This window comes from Pseudofrankia saprophytica (assembly GCF_000235425.2).
Lineage (GTDB): Bacteria > Actinomycetota > Actinomycetes > Frankiales > Frankiaceae > Pseudofrankia > Pseudofrankia saprophytica.
The window spans coordinates 2,857,671-2,875,344 of record NZ_KI912266.1; the positions used below are offsets into that span (position 1 = coordinate 2,857,671).

Sequence of the window (17,674 nt, forward strand, 5' to 3'; positions counted from 1 at the left end):
CCCGCGCGGCGAGCCCCGCCGACTGGCGTCCGGCCGACGAGGACGACGACGCGGGCGGGGGCGACGGGGGCCGCCCCGCCCTGGAGACGGCCTACTGCGCCGAGGTCGTCGCGATCACCTACCAGGCGATGGGCCTGCTCGCCTCCGGCCGCCGGCCGAACTGGTACGACCCGGGCAGGTTCTGGAGCGGCGACGACCTCCCACTGGCCCTCGGCTTCACCCTCGGCGCGGAGATCGCCGTCTCCATCCCGGTCTGAGCTCGGACGGGGCCGTGGCCAGGTCCACCAGCGGCGTGGTTGGGTGGCGGCATGGATGAGAAGGGCATTTTCACTCAGATCAACGCACTCGTCGCCGAGGAGCACGAGCTGCGCGCCCAGCGGGCGGCGGGGCAGGTCGACCCCGAGGCCGAGCTCGAGCGGCTCCGCCACGTCGAGGAGTCGCTGGACCAGTGCTGGGATCTGCTGCGCCGCCGCGAGGCGCTGCGTAACGCCGGCAGCGATCCGGACGAGGCGAAGGCGGCGCCGGTCGGCCAGGTCGAGGGCTACATCCAGTAGCGAATGGCCGGGCGGCCAACCTGCGCGGGCGTCCGTAGAGGGCGCTCTTGTGGCGGCGCCGTCGCGGCGGGCACGTAGTGGCGAGGGTCGTCGCGGCGGTTCACGGGCGGCAGGTTGCGGGCCGGGGTCTCGACGGGCGGGGCGTCAGCCGCGCTCGTCCCGGCGGCGCGACGCCACCCGGCTCGCGCCCGCGGGTGGAAGCGGCGGGCGGGCGGGACCAGCCTCCAGCCGGCATGCACGGCGCGGCAGGCCAGCCGGAACAGCCGCTCGTCGGCCGCCGTCCACCGGTACCCGAAGCGGCTGCGCACCGTCGTCGGGAGCAGGCCGACCGTCAGCCAGGTGAACAGCAGGCGAAACGGCACCCTGGCCGCCCGCCACAGCGGCCGCGGCAGCCATCCCAGCGCCGGCGGCCGGTCGAGCTCGCGCAGGTCGAGCACGGCGCGGGCCGCCGGGGTGTCCTCCAGGACCTCGGCGCACATCCGGTCCCAGTAGGCCACGAAGCTCGGCCAGTCCGGTGGGACCGGGCGCATGCTCACCCCGTAGAGCCGGTACCAGGCGACGTGCTCCGCGTGCAGCTGGTGGCGTTGCGCGTCGGTCAGCCCGGGGCCGAAACGCTCGGCCGTCAGGATCGTGATCATGAAGAACGTGGCGTGCGCCCAGTAGAAGGTGTCCGGATCCAGAGCGTGGTAGCGGCGGCCCTGGTCGTCGACGCCGCCGATGGCGCGGTGGTAGTCGCGGACGGTGCGGGCGGTCTCGGCGGCTCGCGGGCCGTCGTAGACGACCCCGCCGATCGGGTAGAGCGAGCGCAGCAGCCGCTGCCAGCGTTCCTCGAAGAACCGCGAATGCTGTGCCACCCCGGCGCCGAGCGCCGGGTGCGCGTTCTGCATCGCACCGGCCCACGGGGCGAGCAGCAGCGTCCGCCAGTCCCCGAAGTAGCGCCAGGTCAGTGACTCCGGCCCGAGCGGCTCCGGCCCGAACGGCTCAGGCGCTGGCGGCTCCGGTTCCGGCGGCTCCGGCGCTGGCGGCTTCGATCGTGCATCAGCCATGTGCCGCGAGGGCCTTCGCCGGTGGGCCGGTCATGGCGGTCAGGGCCGCGATCCGTTCGGGCCAGGTCCGCCGTTCCCTGGCGCTGACCAGCGTGATGACGCCGCCAGCGGCGGCGAGCGCGACCAGCGCGGCCAGATCCCAGGGCAGCTCGGCGTCGGCGATCTCGCCGCGCAGCGCCCTGGACGCCTCCCGGTTGAGCACACGAACAGTCTGCCGATCCGGCGGCGACACGGACACGCTGGTGAGCCCCCGTCGCGGCAGACCGTCGGGTCGCGGGCCGAGCTCCACCCACCCGGCCGCCGCGAGCTCCTCGCGCACGATCCGGGTGGCGGTCGCCCGGTCGTGTCCGGCCCAGTGCGCCCACGTCCGGCCCGGCGCCTGCTCGGCCGTGACCTGACGGAGCACCAGCCTGGACAGCTCGTCGGCGGGCGAGGCGATCTGCGCCGACGCCTCGGCGAGGACGGCGAGGCCGCGGTCGTCGGCGAGCAGGCCGTCGTGGTGAAGCTGGGCCAGCGCGGCGGCGCGCAACGTCCGTCCCAGGCCCGGGACGCGGTACATCCGGCCCTTCTCCAGGTTGAACGCGAGCAGGTACAGCCGCGGGGGCAGGGACGTCGGAAGGTTCAGGCTCACCCCGAAAGCTTTCCAGGACGTACCGCAGGCGGCGTGGTCAGCTCGCCGACAGGCGGCCGCTCGCGCGGACGCGGGCCCGCGTCCGCGCCGGGCCGGTCGGCGAGCGGCAGGCGGATCGTGAACGCGGCTCCCCCCTCGGGCGCGGCGGTCGCGTACGCCCGCCCGCCGAGCCGGGACGCGAGTCGGGCGACGAGCGCGAGCCCCAGCCCCGTCGAGACCGGCCGCAGGCCGCGATAGCGCTCGTAGAGGGCCGACCGCTCGAACGCGACGGCCAGGTCGTCGTCGGTGAGCCCCGGTCCGCCGTCGCGCACCTCCAGCACCGCGACCAGCGGTCCGGCGCCCGCGAGCCCGGCGCCCGCGAGCCCGGCGCCCGCGAGCCCGGCACCTGCGCGTTCGCCACCCACGAGCCCGGCCCCCGCGCGTTCGCCGCCCCCGACCTCCGCCCGGGCCGCCAGCACGATCGGCGCGCCGGCCGGGACCAGCCGCAGCGCGTTCTCCGCGAGCCCGTCGAGGATCTGGCGCAGCCGGACCGCGTCCGTCACGGCCACGACCGGACCGGCCGGCACCTCGACCCGCAGCTCGACGCCCTCGGCGGCGCACCGGCGGTGCCAGACCTCGGCGGCGTCGGCGACGAACCTCGTCAGGTCGACGGGAGCGGCCTCGACGCGGAAGTCGTCGGCGTCGAGGCGGGCGAGGTCGAGCAGGTCCTGGACGAGTCGGTCCAGCCGCAGCGCCTCGTCGAGGATCACCCGGCCGGTGTCCGGGGTCCGCTCGACCGGGGTGACGCCGTCGGCGAGTGCCTCGGCGAACCCGCGGATCGCGGTCAGCGGCGTCCGCAGCTCGTGCGAGACCGAGAGCAGGAACTCCCGTTGGCGTGCCTCGCTGACCGTGAGCGCGGTGGCGAGCCCGCCGAGCGCCTCCGCCACCTCCGCGATCTCGGCGGGGCCGCCGGCGGGCAGCGCGAGCGCCGCGACGTCGCGCCGGCCGCTGGCGAGCTCGCCCGCGGCCGCGCTTAGTGCCCGCAGCGGCCGGGCCAGCAGACGAGCGAGCAGCAGGCCCGCGGCCGTCGCCACGGCGAGCGCGATCACCAGCGCCACCAGCAGCCGGCGCGACAGCGCCGACGTGAGCTCCCGGGCCTGCGAGGCCGGCTGGACGAGGACGACCGTCGAGCCGTCGGGCAGCGGCCGGGTCGCGACGACGACCCGGCGGCCGGCGGTGGTGCGCACGACGTCGGTCCGGTGGGTGCCGGCGAGCCGGCGCAGCGTCGCCGCCGGCAGCGCCGGCACCCACCGCCCCCCGATGGGGCCCATGGTCGTGCGCACGGCGCCGCGCGGGCCGAGGACCAGCAGGCTGACCTGCTGCGACCCGATCGCGCGGGTGACACCGGCGCGCAGCTCGGCGGTCGCCTCCGGCTGCCCGTAGAGCGCGACGACGAGGTCGGCCTGCCGGCCGAGCACCCGGCGGGCCTGCCCCTCGCCGACGTCGCCCAGCTGCCCGAGGAACACCGCCCCGGTGATGATCACCGCCAGCAGCGCGACCAGCGTCGTGGCCAGCGCCGAGCGCCGCCCGAGCCCGCCCCGGCGGCCGAGCCGACGGCGGGCGCGGGCCGGCCAGCCGGACGGCGGCGCGCTAGCCATCGGCGGTGTAGCCGACGCCGCGGACGGTGCGGATCGGCGAGGCGGCGCCGAGCTTGGCACGGACCTGGGCGACGTGCACGTCGACGGTGCGGGTCCCGGCCGCCGCCTGGTAGCCCCAGACCTGGGAGAGCAGCCGCTCCCGGGTGAAGACGAGCCCCGGGCGGGTGAGCAGCGCGGCCAGCAGGTCGAACTCGGTCGCGGTCAGCGCGACGGCCGCGCCGCCGGCGCGTACCAGGCGGCGGTCCAGGTCCAGCTCGACGGCGCCGGCGCGCAGCACCCGGCTCGCCGGCCGGTCCGCCTGGGGTCCCGCCCGGCGCAGCACCGCCCGCAGCCGCGCCACCAGCTCGCGGGGGGAGAACGGCTTGACCAGGTAGTCGTCCGCGCCGAGCTCCAGGCCGAGGATGCGGTCGACCTCGTCGTCTCGCGCCGTGACGAACAGGACCGGTGTCCAGTCGTCGTCGGCGCGCAGCGCCCGCACCACGTCGCGGCCGTCCAGCCCCGGCAGCCGGATGTCCAGGACGATCGCGACCGGGGCGAGCACCCGGGCCGCCGCGAGCCCCGCCGCGCCGTCGTGGCGGACCTCGACGCCGAACCCCTCCCTGGTCAGGTACAGCCGGATCAGGTCGCAGATGTGCGGCTCGTCCTCGACCACCAGCACGAGCCCCGACGATCGCCGCGCCGCCGCGCCCGCCACCTCCGCGGCGTGCCCGGGCGCCGAGGACATCGCGGGCGTCGAGGCCATCGAAGGCATCGGGGGCACTGGTGCGGGCGCGGCGGGCGGTGCCGGCCGGACGGCGGGCGACGGCGGCGTCGGGAGGTTTCCCACCCGTCCAGTCTGCGGCGCCGCGCGCCCCGCGCCGACCCCGCCCAGGTACCGGCCGGATTGTCTTACCGTTCTCGAACATGGCGGCCACGGCGCGCTGACGGTCCACTGGGACGGTCTGTCCATGGCCACCGCGCGTTCCGATCTCGCGTTCCTCTACCGGCGGGCCGGGTTCGGCGCGAGCCCCGCGCAGCTCGACGCCGCCGTGGCCGGCGGGTACGACGCCGCAGTCGAAGCCCTGCTCGGCGCGGGCGCCCGCCCCGGCGCCGGGGCGGATCCGGAGCCGCCGCCGACGTTCGCCCCGCTGCCCCGGCTCGCCGGCGCGGACGGCCAGACGCGGTCGACCTACGCGCAGATGGTGCGTGAGCAGGGCACCGAGCTGACCGGTTGGTGGGTGCGCCGGATGGTCGCCACCGCCGACCCGTTCACCGAGAAGCTCACGTTCTTCTGGCACGGGCACTTCGCGACGTCGATCACCAAGGTGCGGGTGGCGGCGGCGATGCTCGCGCAGAACGAGATCTTCCGGCACTCCGGGACCGGACCGTTCGACGCGCTCACCCTCGCGGTCGCCCGGGACCCGGCGATGCTGGCCTGGCTCGACGCCGGGCAGAACCGCAAGGAGCACCCGAACGAGAACTTCGCCCGGGAACTGATGGAGCTGTTCACCCTCGGCATCGGCAACTACACCGAGACCGACGTCCGGGAGGCGGCGCGAGCCTTCACCGGCTGGCGGGTGGACGCGAGCCGTACCGGGTTCCAGCTGGCCGCGAAGCAGCACGACGACGGGACGAAGACGGTGCTCGGCAGAACGGGCAACCTCGGCGGTGAGGACGTCGTCGCCCTGGTCACCCATCAGCCGGCGTCGCCCCGCTGGGTCTGCTCCCGGCTGTTCAGCCGGTTCGCCGCGCCCGTCGCGCCGGACGCGAACCCGGCGGCGGACGCGATGCTGGCGGCGTACGGCTCGACGCTCGACATCGGAGCCGCCGCGGCGGCGATGCTGCGCTCGCCCGCCTTCCTCGCGACCCGCGGCAAGCTCGTCGCCCAGCCGGTCGAGTACGTCGTCACGACGCTGCGGGCGCTCGGCCTGCGGGTGACGCCGACCGCCAGCGGCTCGGCCGGCGCCGCCACCGGTGCCGCGGCCGGCGGTGGAGCCGGCAGTGCGGCTGGCGGTGGGGCCGGCAGTGCGGCTGGCGGTGGGGCCGGCGTCGCGGCTGGCAGCGGCGCGCTGCCGCAGCGCGTCGTGCTGGCGGCGCTTGCCGGCCTTGGCCAGGTGCCGTTCCAGCCACCGAGTGTCGGCGGTTGGCCCGAGAACGCGGCCTGGCTGACGACGGCTTCCACCCAGGTGCGGACCAGGTTCGCCACGGCGGCGGCCGCGGCGGCGAACCTGGCGGTGATCGCGGACGAGCCGGCCGCCGGCCGGCCGGACGCCGTCGCCCACCTGCTGTCCCTCGACGGCTGGACCGCCCGCACCCGCGAGGCGATGGCCGGCGCCGGGGGCAACCCGGGCCGCCTCGTCGCGCTCGCCCTGTGCTCGCCCGAGTACCTGACCGTCTGAGACCCGCCCTGGAAGCCCAGCGATCCCGGAAGTCCACGAGGCCCGGGACCAGGCAGTAGCAACAAGGAGGAGGGCCGATGCCGTTCGACCGGCGCCGGTTTCTGATCGCGTCCGGGGTGACCGGCGGGCTCGCCGCGGCCAGCGCCGCCGGGGTCGTGTCCTACCGGGAGCTCCACCACGGCGCCGCCGAGGAGCCACTGGCCGGCGGCGGTGTCCTCGTCGTCGTCACCCTCTACGGCGGCAACGACGGGCTGAACATGGTCATCCCTGTCGAGGACCCGGCCTACCGGGCGGCCCGCGGCGAGCTGGCCTACTCCGCCGAGCAGGCGCTGCCGCTCACCGACGGCTTCGCGCTGCACCCCGCCATGACCGGGCTGCGCAAGCTGTGGGACGACCATCGCCTGGCGATCGTCCGCGGCGTCGGCTATCCCAAGCCGGACCACAGCCATTTCCGGTCGATGGCGATCTGGCAGACGGCCTCCCCGGGCACCACGTCGACGACCGGATGGCTCGGCCGCTGGCTCGACGCCCAGACCGGCACCTCGGCGGGCGGTTCCCCGGCTTCGGGCTCGTCGGGAGGTTCGTCGGCGCCCGGCAGCCCCGCCGCCCTGCGGGCGGTCTCCGTCGGCCCGACGCTCGCGCCACTGGTCATCGGCGCGACGACGGCCGCCGCGGCCGTCCCCACCGGCCCGTTCACCGCGCCCGGCGGCGCGATCGGCCAGGAGCTGCGCCAGCTTTACCGCCCCGATCCGGCGGATGGCCCGCTCGCCGCCCGGGTCGCGTCGTCCGGCGCGGACCTGTTCACCGTCGCGGGCGCGCTCAGCCCGGTGCTCGCGAATCAGGCGGACCAGGACCAGGGCCCGACCGGCCAGCTCGACGCCGGTGGGGGCGACGCCGCCACCGCGGCCCCGGCCACCGGCATGGCGACGTCGCCGGCGGCGTCCGCCGCGCCGAGCGCGGCCAAGGCCGGCGAGCTGGGGGCGCAACTCGACGTCGTCGCCGCCTGCATCCGCGCCGGCGTGCCGACCAGGGCCTACTCGGTCAACCTCGGCGGCTTCGACACCCACATCCTGGAGAAGGCGACCCAGGCGAAGCTGCTCGGCGAGCTGGACGCCGCCCTGACCCGCTTCCAGACCGCCGTCGCCGGCAACCCGCACGGGACGGCGGTGACGACGGTCGTCTACTCGGAGTTCGGCCGGCGGGTCGCGGCCAACGCCAACGACGGCACCGACCACGGCACCGCCGCCCCCGTCCTCGTCCTCGGCACGAACGTCCACGGCGGCTTCCACGGCGACGCCCCAAGCCTGACCGACCTGGACGACGGCGACCTGAGGTTCACCACCGACTTCCGCTCCGTCTACGCCACCCTCCTGGAGCGCGTCCTGGGAACCGACGCCGGCGTCGTCCTCGGTTCCCAGGAGCGCTTCCCCCGCCTCGCCTTCCTCTGATCCCCACGGGTATCGCCCTGGGCGCTGGTCGGCGAGACGACGGGCAAATCGGGTTAGCCGCTTCCGTCGCGCGCCATAGGGTGGCTGGTGGGCGAGGCCGGCGCCCACCTCCCTGGGTGCTGGCGCGGGCGGAGGGATGGGCGCGGTGACGGAGTCGACGCGGGTTCTGCCGGAGAAGGCCGAGCCGGAGTCGTCGGGGGATGGCGGCGGTCCGCTGGACAACGTGATCTGGGCGGCGCTGACCGGGCCGCAGGCGAGGTTCGCCGAGCGGGCCGGGCAGGCGGCGCGGTTCCAGACCGACGTCACGCCGTTCGCGGCGATGGCCGGCGGGCCGGGCCGGTGGGCGTGGGACGACCTGGCCGCGCTCGTCGGCCCCGGCGGCCCGGCGGTGCTGTTCTTCGTCGAGGAGGAGCCGCCGGCCGGCTGGCGGTCGGTCGAGGTGCTCGGCCTCGTCCAGATGGTCGCGACCGACGCGTTCGCCGGCGCCCCCGAGCCCGAGGCCCGGCCGCTCGGCCCGGGCGACGTGCCCGCGATGCTCGACCTGGTCGCCCGCACCCGCCCCGGCCCGTACCTGCGGCGGACGATCGAGCTCGGCAGCTACCTCGGCGTCTTCGACGGCGACGCGCTGGTCGCGATGGCGGGGGAGCGGCTGCGGATCCCCGGCATGACCGAGATCAGCGCCGTCTGCACCGACCCCGCCTATCAGGGCCGCGGTCTCGCGACCCGGCTGATGGGTGCCGTCGCCGCCGGGATCCGCGCCCGCGGCGAGACCCCGATCCTGCACGCGGCGGCCACGAACTCGACGGCCATCCGCCTGTACGAGCACCTCGGCTTCGAGCTGCGCGCCACCACCGTCTTCCGCTTCGTCGAGGCGCCCCGCCTCCCCGAGCCCGCCGTGCCGGAACCCCGCGCCGACGAGCCCGGTGGCTGGGTGGACGACGACGAGCCCTTCGTCCGCCCCGGCGAGTGTGGCTGACGGGCACGACAGCGCGAGGCCCTGCCCAGAGCCGGCCGGCCTGGACGTGAGATCCGCCGGTTCGGGACGACCGAGGTGGGCGCGGACCGGCAGTATGGCGGTGATGACAGGCAGCGGTCCGGCCGCGGAACTCGGCCCGGCCCCGCCGAGAGACGGGAGAACGCAAGCATGACGGAGTCCGCCCAGAAGGTGGCGATCGTGACCGGCGCGGCCCGTGGCCTGGGTGCCGCGACTGCCCTGCGGCTGGCCGAGGACGGCTACGCCGTCGCCGTGCTGGACCTCGAGGAGCAGGCCACGAAGCCGGTCGTCGACCAGATCGTCGCGGCGGGCGGCAAGGCGATCGGCGTCGGCGCGGACGTGAGCAACTCCGCGCAGGTCGAGGCCGGTGTCGCCAAGGTCGTCGCCGAGCTCGGGCCGCCGACGATCCTCGTCAACAACGCGGGCATCACCCGAGACAACCTCATCTTCAAGATGCCCGAGGCCGAGTGGGACCTCGTCATGGCCGTGCACCTGCGCGGCGCGTTCCTGATGACGAAGGCCTGCCAGAAGCACATGGTCGACGCCAAGTGGGGCCGGATCGTCAACCTCTCCAGCACGTCGGCGCTCGGTAACCGCGGCCAGGTCAACTACTCGGCCGCCAAGGCCGGCATGCAGGGCTTCACCAAGACGCTGGCGGTCGAGCTCGGCAAGTTCGGCGTCACCGCCAACGTCGTCGCCCCTGGCCTCATCGAGAGTGAGATGACCCACGCGACCGCCGAGCGCCTCGGCGAGACCTGGGAGACCTACGAGGCCCGCCGCGCCAGGGAGATCCCGGTCGCCCGCGTCGGCCAGCCGGCCGACATCGCCCACGCCGTCTCGTTCTTCGTCAGCGAGGGCGCCGGCTTCGTCTCCGGCCAGGTCCTCTACGTCGCCGGCGGCCCGAAGGCCTGAGGCCCGACGGCCCGACGGCCTGAGGGCCGGAGGGCCTGAGGGCGCATTTCATGATCTGGTGGAATCCTGGGAGCAGGAGCTCCGAAGATCCCACCAGATCATGAACGGCTCGCACGTTCGGGCAGAGGGGTGCGGCGAGAGGGCGGTGGCGAGGCCTAAGGCGGCCTACCGTTGGGACATGACGACGATCGCCGGCCCCGCCGCCCCCATCGGCTCAGCTTCGGACGCGAACGGAGTCGGCGGACCGGGGGACCTGGCCGGGGCGCCCGTGGTCGGCGGGCCGGGGCTGCCGCAGCGGCGGCACCTGGTCACCGAGCTGCCGGGGCCGCGGTCGCGGGAGCTGCTGGCGCGCCGGGACGCCGCCGTCGCGCGGGGCGTGTCGATCGCCCTTCCGGTGTTCGTCACCGCGGCGGGCGGCGGGATCCTGGTCGACGTCGACGGGAACTCGCTGATCGACCTCGGTTCCGGGATCGCCGTCACCACCGTCGGCAACAGCGCCCCGCGGGTCGTCGACAACGTGATCGCGCAGGTCCAGGCGTTCACCCACACCTGCTTCATGATCACGCCTTATGAGGGCTACGTCGCGGTCTGCGAGCAGCTGGCCCGCCTCACCCCGGGTGACCACGACAAGCGCTCGGCGCTGTTCAACTCGGGCGCCGAGGCCGTCGAGAACGCCGTCAAGATCGCCCGGATTCACACCCGCCGCCAGGCCGTGATCGTCTTCGACCACGCCTACCACGGCCGCACCAACCTGACGATGGCCCTGACCGCCAAGAACCACCCCTACAAGAACGGCTTCGGCCCGTTCGCGCCCGAGATCTACCGGGTGCCGCTGTCCTACCCGTTCCGCGACGGCCTGACCGGCCCCGAGGCCGCCGCCCGCGCGATCGGGATCATCGAGAGCCAGGTCGGCGCCGCCAACGTCGCCGCCGTCCTCATCGAGCCGGTCCAGGGCGAGGGCGGCTTCGTCGTCCCCGCCGAGGGCTTCCTGCCGGCGCTCGCGGACTGGTCGCGCGCGAATGGCGCCGTGTTCATCGCCGACGAGGTACAGACCGGCTTCGCGCGCACCGGCGCGATGTTCGCCTGCGAGCACGAGGCGGTCATCCCGGACCTCGTCGCCACCGCCAAGGGCATGGCCGGCGGCCTGCCGCTGTCCGCCGTCACCGGCCGTGCCGAGATCATGGAGTCCGCCCACCCTGGCGGCCTCGGCGGCACCTACGGCGGCAACCCGCTGGCCTGCGCCGCCGCCCTCGGCGCCATCGAGACCATCGAGCGCGACGGGCTCGTGGCGCGGGCCCGGACGATCGGCGAGCGGGTGCTGCCCCGCCTGCGCTCCGTCGCGGAGCGGGTGCCGGCCATCGGCGAGGTCCGCGGCCGGGGCGCGATGCTCGCCGTCGAGATCGTCGACCCGGGCACCGGCGAGCCGGACGCCGCCGCGACCGGCCGCGTCGCCCGGCGCTGCCACGAGCAGGGCGTCGTGGTCCTCACCTGCGGCACCGACGGCAACGTCCTGCGCCTGCTGCCGCCGCTCGCGATCGGCGACGACCTCCTCGACGACGGCATCGCCGTCCTCACCGACGCCCTCGAGACCCTCGCCCCCTGACCGGTCCTGCCCGTCCGGCTGTCCGGCCGTCTCGGCCGCTCCGGCGGCCCCGGCGGCCCCGGTGGGCCCGATGGGCCCGGCGCTCGTAGCGGTCTGGCGAGGCGGTCAGCCGAGGAGGACGATCCGGGTCGGCCGGAAGGTCACGGCGACCCGGGGCTCGAGGCCGGGGGCGCCGAAGTCCGCCAGCGTCCGGCCATAGCTGGCGAGCATCGTGGTCAGGAAGGACTTGTCCACGTCCTCCTCGATGATCGCCTGAGCGCGGATCTCCGCCGTGTGGTACGGGTTCGACGGGGAGATCGCGAAGACGGTCGCCGTCGGGCGCGCCACCATGTTCCGGTACTTGTGACGGTTCTTCGACAGCGAGGTCCGAACGACACCGTCCTCGCCCACCAGGCCCCAGATCGCGGTCGTCTGGATGGAACCGTCCGCGTTCAGCGTGCTCAGCAGGAACGTGGTGCCCGTGAACAGGTCCCGGTGCGTTTCCGGGACGACCAGAGTGTCAGCCATGCGCCCAGTCTTGCCGGGCCCCGCCGCGCGGCGGTGCCGAGGACCCGTCGCCACACGGCACCTTTCCGATGACGGCCAATCCACAGGGTCAGGGGATCTCCATCGTCTGGGCGGTGCGCAGCTCGTCGAAGGCGCGGGCCAGCTCGGCGGGCAGCCGGGAACCCAGGCGGGCGAGCAGGAGGTCGACGACGAGGGCGCAGGCGACCGGCAGGGCGTCCGGGGCGAGGCTCGGCCTCGGCGCGTCGTCGGGCGGGTGGACGGACAGCGTGCCGGCGAGCACGACGAGGACCGCGTACGGGTCGAGCCCGGGTCCCGCCAGCCACGGCGACGCCTGGCGGATGACCTCGTCGAACAGCCCGCGGACGTCGTCGCCGTCGAGGCCGTCGGGGTAGGCCCGCTCGACCAGGCCCAGCGTCAGCCGGTGCAGCAGGTCCCGGGCGACGGTCTCGTCCCGGGCGCGCAGCTGTTCGCACGCCGCCCGCAGCGCGGCCGCGTCCCCCCGCCGGGCCGCGTCGACCAGGGCCGTGACCGCCCGCGCCAGCTCCCGGCCTTCCGGCGGCAGGCCGGCCATGGTCATCGGTGACGCCCCGCTCGTCGCATGCGGCCATACTCGTCCATCCCGTCCGCCCCGGGCAGTGAGGCGGTGCCCGCGCCGTCGCCAGCTGGGCCGCCCTTGCCGGACGCCGGTTCCGCTACGCCAACGGTGATCAGTACCGGCCGTCGGAGCCGACGACGGGCTGGGTGGGGATCGTGGCCTGAGCCGGGACTGTGGCCTCGGTGGCGGCGGCGGTGGCGGTGGCGGTGGCGGAGGACTGGACAGGGACAGTAGCCGCGGCCGCGGCGTACCGGGCCACGATGTCGCCGGGCTCACCGCTGGTGATCCACTCCTGGAAGCGGCGGGCACGCTCGACGACGAGCGGATGGCCGCTGCCGACGCGCAGCTGGAAACGGTGAAGCCGGGAGATCCTGCTCTCGCCCGCGAGGACGTCCAGGTGCTGGGCCTGTTCGAGGAACGCGGCCGTGCTCATCTCGTCGGACCGGACGCCGCCGGCGAGCTTCATCATCATCCCGACGCAGGCGTCGAGGTCCTGGGTGGCCAGCATCGCGGCGCGGTCGGCGGTGAACTCCGACGCGCGGTCCCAGCTCGTCAGCGCCGCGCGGATGCCCAGCCCGACGGCGACCGTCATCGGGTTCACCCGCCGCATCCCCGCGCTCGCCGCGCCGCCGAACACCCGCGCCATCGTCTTGTAGAGGACATGGCCGCACTTGATGTGCCCGGCCTCGTGGCTGAGGACGCCGAGGAGCTCGTCCTCGGACATGAGGTCGATCAGCTCGGTGAACAGCACGATGTACGGGTGGTTGTGCCCCGACGTGTAGGCGTTCGGGGGCCCCTGGCGGACGTAGAGCTCGGGTTCGGGGAGGTCGAGCACCGCGCAGGCCTCACGCAGCAGGCCGTGGACGCGGGGCAGCTGCCGGGGGCCGACCCGTACGCCCGACGCGGTGTGCTCGACGTACTCGATCCGCTCGACGCCCCACTCGATGAACTTCGCGACCGCCTTGTCGAACCCGGGCACGCGCTTGAGGTTGTTGGTGGCCTGCCGGTCGAGCGGGTGGCGGAAGAGATCCGCGTCGAGCCCGGTGAGGTGCACCCGCGTTCCGCGGAACGTGCCGGAGCCGGTACCCGCGGGTTTGGTGAAGCTGGGCTGGTCCATTGCTGCCCCTGTTCCTGGCATGCGCCGGCCGCTCGCCGCGGCCGGGTGCTGGTCAGGGCCCGCGGGAAGGCATGCGCGCCATGTCGCCGTGGCACTGGGTGTGGCCCCGGTGGCAGGAGGCTACTTCAGACGGTGTAGATCCTGCGATGGTCGGGCAAGTCTCGATCTGTCGTCCACCTGTCAGCCCGGGTGAGCCCGCCCACTCCGCCGAGGCGACACGATCTCGGTGCTGAGTTCTAGCGTCAGACGGGATATGGACGACCTCCAAAGCGACCTTGGACCGTCGGGCCGTCAGGACCGGCTTCCGGACCTGACCGCTCGAGCCGGCCGGGTGGGCTGGGCAGGGCCGTCAGGACTACGACGAAGCCGGTGAAACCGTGAGTGCAGGTGGCGGTGTGGCCACGGGGGTCTCGAGGGCGGGCGGCCCTGAGGCAGGGACGGCGAGCGATGGCGGGGCGCGGATGGCGGAGCCGTCCGGGACGCCCGCGGTGGCCGCCCCCGGGGTGACCTTCAGCGACGGCGCCGACGGGACGACGCGGTGCGTGCTCACCTGGCCGGTGGCGACGGGGCGGCCACCGCTCGCGGTCGTCGTCGACGTGTTCACCCGGCTCGGCGTCGAGGTCGTCGACCACGACCGGCCGCCGACCGGCGCCGACGGGTCAAGGGCCCCCGACTGGGACGAGTACCTGCTGCGGCTGCCCGACCCGCCAGGCACCGCGTCGGCAGGCATCGCGTCGGCAGGCATCGCGTCGGCAGGCAACGACGCGGGCACGGCCCCGGCGGGCACGGCGCCATCAGGCACGGCCCCGGCGGGCATGGCGGCGGCGGGCATGGCGGCGGCACGGGAGGCGCTCGGGCAGCTGTTCGTCGCGGTGTGGACGGGGCAGGCCGAGCTGGACGGGTTCACCCGGCTGGCGCTGACCGCGGGCGTCCCCTGGCGCGAGGTCGACGTCCTGCGGGCGGCCTGGCGGTTCCTGCACCAGAGCGGGGTCGGCCTGTCGCACGACTACGCCGCGCGGACGGTGCTGGCGAACCCGGCGTTCGCCCACGGGCTGCTCGACTACTTCCAGGCCCGCTTCGACCCGGACCGCACCGACCCGGACGGCACCGGCTCGGACCACACCGGCTCGGAGCAGCCCGGCCCGGAGGCCCGGGCGGCGGCCGCGGCGGCGGCGTTGGCCAGGCTGGAAACGCTGCTCACCGCCGTCGCCAGCCTCGACGAGGACCGGATCCTGCGCGGGCTACGCGACGTGCTCACCGCGGTGATCCGCACCAACCACTACCAGCGCGACGCCGCCGGGCGGGCGAAGCCGGCGCTGGCGCTGAAGATCGCCTCGTCACGGCTCGGCCTCCTGCCGGCGCCGCGGCCCTGGGTCGAGGTGTTCGTGACGTCGCCGACCGTCGAGGGCGTGCACATGCGCGGCGGACGGGTCGCCCGCGGCGGCCTGCGCTTCTCCGACCGGCCCGAGGACTACCGCACCGAGGCGCACGGCCTCTACCGGGCACAGGTCACCAAGAACGTCGTCATCGTTCCCGACGGGGCCAAGGGCGCCTTCGTCCTGCATGATCCGTCCACGGCCGCCGGCACCCGGATCGGCGCCGGCACCCGGATCGGCGGTGCGGCCGGCGGCGGCGACCCGGGCGCGGGCGGCGCCGGTGGTGGGCGTCGAAGTCAGGAGCGGGTGCGGGCCGCGTACCGGACGTTCGTGTCGGCCCTGCTGGACGTGACCGACAACCTGGTCGGCGGCAGGCCGCTCGGCCCGGAGCGCACCATCTGCTACGACGACCCGGACACATACCTGGTCGTCGCCGCCGACAAGGGCACGGCGACCTTCTCCGACCTCGCCAACGAGATCGCCGCCGAGTACGGCTACTGGCTGGGCGACGCGTTCGCGTCCGGCGGGTCGGCCGGCTACGACCACAAGGAGATCGGGATCACCGCCCGGGGGGCCTGGGAGTCGGCCCGCCAGCACCTGCGCGAGCTCGGCGTCGACGCCGACCGCGACCCGTACACCGTCGTCGGGATCGGCGACATGTCCGGCGACGTCTTCGGCAACGGCATGCTGCGGTCACGCTCGATGCGACTGGTCGGCGCCTTCGACCACCGGCATGTCTTCATCGACCCGGATCCCGACCCGGCGGCCTCCTTCGCCGAGCGGCAGCGGCTCTACGAGCTGCCCGCCTCGTCGTGGGCGGACTACGACCCCAAGATCCTCTCGCCCGGTGGCGGCGTGTTCCGCCGCGACGCCCGCCGCGTCGAACTCTCGGCCAGGGCCCGCGAGGTGCTCGGCCTCCCGCCCGCCGCCCCCACCGCCGACAGCGACGGCGCCTCGGGCGACACCGGCGGCGGTGCCGGCGATGGCGGCACCGCCGCCGGCGGCGGCATGTCGCCGGTCGAGCTGATCCAGGCGTTGCTGCGCGCCCCCGTCGACCTGATCTACAACGGCGGTATCGGCACCTACATCAAGGCCAGCACCGAGGACGACGACGACGCCGCCGACCACGCGAACGACGCGGTCCGCGTCGACGCCGACGAACTGCGCGCCCGGGTCGTCGTCGAAGGCGGCAACCTCGGTGTCACCCAGGCCGGCCGGGTCGAGCTCGCCCACCTCGGCGGAAAGATCAACACGGACTTCCTCGACAACTCCGCCGGCGTCGACACCTCCGACCGCGAGGTCAACCTGAAGATCCTGCTGGCCGGCGCGGTGGACGACGGCGAGCTCACCCGCGCGGGCCGCGACGAGCTGCTGCGCTCGCTGACCGACGACGTCGCGGCGGCCGTCCTCGACGACAGCGCCCAACAGGCGGTGGCGGTGAGTCTGGCGGCGACCTACGCGCCGTTCTTCCTGGACCGCCACATTCGGCTGCTGCGCAACCTCGAGGCCCGCTCCGGCCTGGTCCGGGCGCTGGAGCACCTGCCGTCGGAGACGCGGCTGGAGGAGCTGCGCGCCGAGCGCACCGGACTCACCCGCCCGGAGCTCGCCGTGCTGCAGGCCAAGGCGAAGACGCTCGTGCGCCAGGAGCTGCTGGACTCGACGCTGCCGGACGCGCCCGCGCTCGACCTGATCGCCCAGTGCTACTTCCCGCCGGCGGTGCGGGAACGTTTCGCGGTCCGGATCAGCGCGCACCCGCTGGTCCGCGAGATCATCGCGACCCGGCTGGCGAACGAGCTGGTCAACCGGATGGGGCCCGGCTTCGTCTTCCGGCTGGAGGAGGAGGTCGGCGTGACCACCGCCGACGCCGCCCGGGCGTACGCGGCCGCGGCGGCGTTGTTCGGCCTCGACGACCTGTGGGCGGCGCTGGACCGCGGCGGCGACGCGATGGCGGCCGCCGAGGAGCTCGCCGGCCGGCGCGCGGCCCGCGAGTTCCACGAGCTGGCGGCCGGGTGGCTGCTGCGCCACGCCCGCGGCCCGGCCGGCACCACGACGGTCACCGAACGACTGCGCCGGCCGGCGGCCGACCTCGCCGCCGCGTTCGGCGTGGGTGGCCCGGCAGCCGAAGCGGACCTGACCGCGAGGATCGCGGGGCTCGGCGCGCTCGGCACCGCGCTCGACCTGCTGGTCGCCGCGCCGCGACCGGCGCCGGCGGCCATCGAGGACGCCGCCGCCGTGCATCAGGTGCTCGGCCGCTGGCTCGGCCTCGCCGGCCTGCACACCCGGCTGGTCGACGTCGCCGCCGACTCGCACTGGACGCTCGCCGCCAAGGCGGCCCTGCGTGCCCGGCTCACCGAGCTGTGGGCGACGCTCGACTGGCTCGTCCTCGTTGCCGCCCGCGCCGATGCCCCCGCCTCGTGGGGAGCCGCGGAGCCGGCCGGCACCGGCGGGGACGCCGACGCCTGTCTGGCCGACGGCCAGCGGGCGCTCACCTCTCGCTGGCTCACCCGGCGCGCCGACGCCGTCGGCCCTTTCACCGCCGTCCTCGCCGAGCTCGCCGGCGAACCGCCCTCGGGCGAGCCTCGCCCCCGCTCCGCGCGCCGGGCGGTCTTCCAACCCACCGACGTCCGGGTCGGCACCGGCCCCATCGACGTCGCCGCGGCCACGGTCGCGATCCGCGAGCTGCGCCTCCTCGTCGAACGCGTCCAGTTCACCGACAACGGCCTTGGCCCCCGCCTGCGCGACGACTGACCCACCGGCCTGGCGCGCCCCGTCCGGCCTTCCGGCCTGACCTGCCTGGACCGCGAGCCGGCCGCGCCACCGGTAACCATCGGTAATCAATCGTGCGCGGCTGAGCGGGACGCTGAAGGGCGACCGGG

14 protein-coding genes and 1 pseudogene are annotated in these 17,674 nt (G+C 75.2%); 8 read left to right on the forward strand and 7 right to left on the reverse strand.

Annotation, left to right across the window (positions count from 1 at the left end):
• Window positions 1–257: pseudogene (locus FRCN3DRAFT_RS44090) on the forward strand (hypothetical protein); the annotation flags it as partial.
• A gap of 51 nt (window positions 258–308) precedes the next feature.
• Window positions 309–554: a DUF2630 family protein gene (locus FRCN3DRAFT_RS0211865; RefSeq protein WP_007514468.1), complete on the forward strand. Its 246-nt coding sequence runs from the start codon at window positions 309–311 to the stop codon at window positions 552–554.
• Here FRCN3DRAFT_RS0211865 and FRCN3DRAFT_RS0211870 read toward each other — a convergent pair.
• Genes FRCN3DRAFT_RS0211870 through FRCN3DRAFT_RS0211885 form a run of 4 tightly spaced genes read right to left on the reverse strand, consistent with a single transcriptional unit; the run spans window position 542 to window position 4,610 of the window.
• Complete coding sequence (locus tag FRCN3DRAFT_RS0211870; protein WP_007514469.1) at window positions 542–1,600, reverse strand: oxygenase MpaB family protein; 1,059 nt, start codon at window positions 1,598–1,600, stop codon at window positions 542–544. The genes FRCN3DRAFT_RS0211865 and FRCN3DRAFT_RS0211870 overlap by 13 nt on opposite strands.
• Window positions 1,593–2,231 (reverse strand): GPP34 family phosphoprotein, encoded by a 639-nt coding sequence (locus tag FRCN3DRAFT_RS0211875; protein ID WP_007514470.1) that lies wholly within the window; start codon window positions 2,229–2,231, stop codon window positions 1,593–1,595. The genes FRCN3DRAFT_RS0211870 and FRCN3DRAFT_RS0211875 overlap by 8 nt, the downstream gene beginning before the upstream one ends.
• On the reverse strand, window positions 2,228–3,868 hold the full coding sequence (locus FRCN3DRAFT_RS0211880; RefSeq protein WP_007514471.1) for a sensor histidine kinase: 1,641 nt from the start codon (window positions 3,866–3,868) through the stop codon (window positions 2,228–2,230). The genes FRCN3DRAFT_RS0211875 and FRCN3DRAFT_RS0211880 overlap by 4 nt, the downstream gene beginning before the upstream one ends.
• Window positions 3,861–4,610: a response regulator transcription factor gene (locus FRCN3DRAFT_RS0211885; protein ID WP_007514472.1), complete on the reverse strand. Its 750-nt coding sequence runs from the start codon at window positions 4,608–4,610 to the stop codon at window positions 3,861–3,863. Before FRCN3DRAFT_RS0211885 ends, FRCN3DRAFT_RS0211880 begins: the two co-directional genes overlap by 8 nt.
• 205 nt (window positions 4,611–4,815) lie before the next feature.
• Between FRCN3DRAFT_RS0211885 and FRCN3DRAFT_RS0211890 the strand changes: the two genes are divergently transcribed.
• The 5 genes from FRCN3DRAFT_RS0211890 to gabT all read left to right on the forward strand — a co-directional run bounded on the left by FRCN3DRAFT_RS0211890 (window position 4,816) and on the right by gabT (window position 11,203).
• Window positions 4,816–6,246: a DUF1800 domain-containing protein gene (locus FRCN3DRAFT_RS0211890; protein ID WP_007514473.1), complete on the forward strand. Its 1,431-nt coding sequence runs from the start codon at window positions 4,816–4,818 to the stop codon at window positions 6,244–6,246.
• Window positions 6,247–6,323: 77 nt separating this feature from the next.
• Entirely contained in the window at window positions 6,324–7,694 is a 1,371-nt protein-coding gene (locus FRCN3DRAFT_RS0211895; protein WP_007514474.1) for a DUF1501 domain-containing protein, read from the forward strand.
• A gap of 136 nt (window positions 7,695–7,830) precedes the next feature.
• A complete protein-coding gene (locus tag FRCN3DRAFT_RS44095) occupies window positions 7,831–8,670 on the forward strand; it encodes a GNAT family N-acetyltransferase (protein ID WP_084174238.1) in 840 nt (279 codons plus the stop codon).
• Between the two features lie 168 nt (window positions 8,671–8,838).
• Window positions 8,839–9,600 (forward strand): 3-oxoacyl-ACP reductase FabG, encoded by a 762-nt coding sequence (gene fabG, locus FRCN3DRAFT_RS0211905; protein ID WP_007514476.1) that lies wholly within the window; start codon window positions 8,839–8,841, stop codon window positions 9,598–9,600.
• Between the two features lie 178 nt (window positions 9,601–9,778).
• Window positions 9,779–11,203, forward strand: a complete 1,425-nt coding sequence (gene gabT, locus FRCN3DRAFT_RS0211910) for a 4-aminobutyrate--2-oxoglutarate transaminase (protein ID WP_083401762.1) — start codon at window positions 9,779–9,781, stop codon at window positions 11,201–11,203.
• Between the two features lie 105 nt (window positions 11,204–11,308).
• Here the strand turns inward: gabT and FRCN3DRAFT_RS0211915 are convergent, their stop codons facing one another.
• The 3 genes from FRCN3DRAFT_RS0211915 to FRCN3DRAFT_RS44100 form a co-directional block, all read right to left on the reverse strand.
• Window positions 11,309–11,710 carry a pyridoxamine 5'-phosphate oxidase family protein gene (locus tag FRCN3DRAFT_RS0211915; RefSeq protein WP_007514478.1) on the reverse strand — a complete coding sequence of 134 codons (402 nt, stop codon included), beginning with the start codon at window positions 11,708–11,710 and terminating at the stop codon, window positions 11,309–11,311.
• An 88-nt stretch (window positions 11,711–11,798) separates the two neighbouring features.
• On the reverse strand, window positions 11,799–12,287 hold the full coding sequence (locus FRCN3DRAFT_RS0211920) for a hypothetical protein (RefSeq protein WP_007514479.1): 489 nt from the start codon (window positions 12,285–12,287) through the stop codon (window positions 11,799–11,801).
• Between the two features lie 130 nt (window positions 12,288–12,417).
• A complete protein-coding gene (locus FRCN3DRAFT_RS44100) occupies window positions 12,418–13,422 on the reverse strand; it encodes a M48 family metallopeptidase (protein WP_007514481.1) in 1,005 nt (334 codons plus the stop codon).
• A gap of 461 nt (window positions 13,423–13,883) precedes the next feature.
• Here FRCN3DRAFT_RS44100 and FRCN3DRAFT_RS0211930 point away from each other — a divergent pair, with 461 nt between their 5' ends.
• A complete protein-coding gene (locus tag FRCN3DRAFT_RS0211930; RefSeq protein WP_232794012.1) occupies window positions 13,884–17,546 on the forward strand; it encodes an NAD-glutamate dehydrogenase domain-containing protein in 3,663 nt (1,220 codons plus the stop codon).
• Window positions 17,547–17,674: the final 128 nt, after the last annotated feature.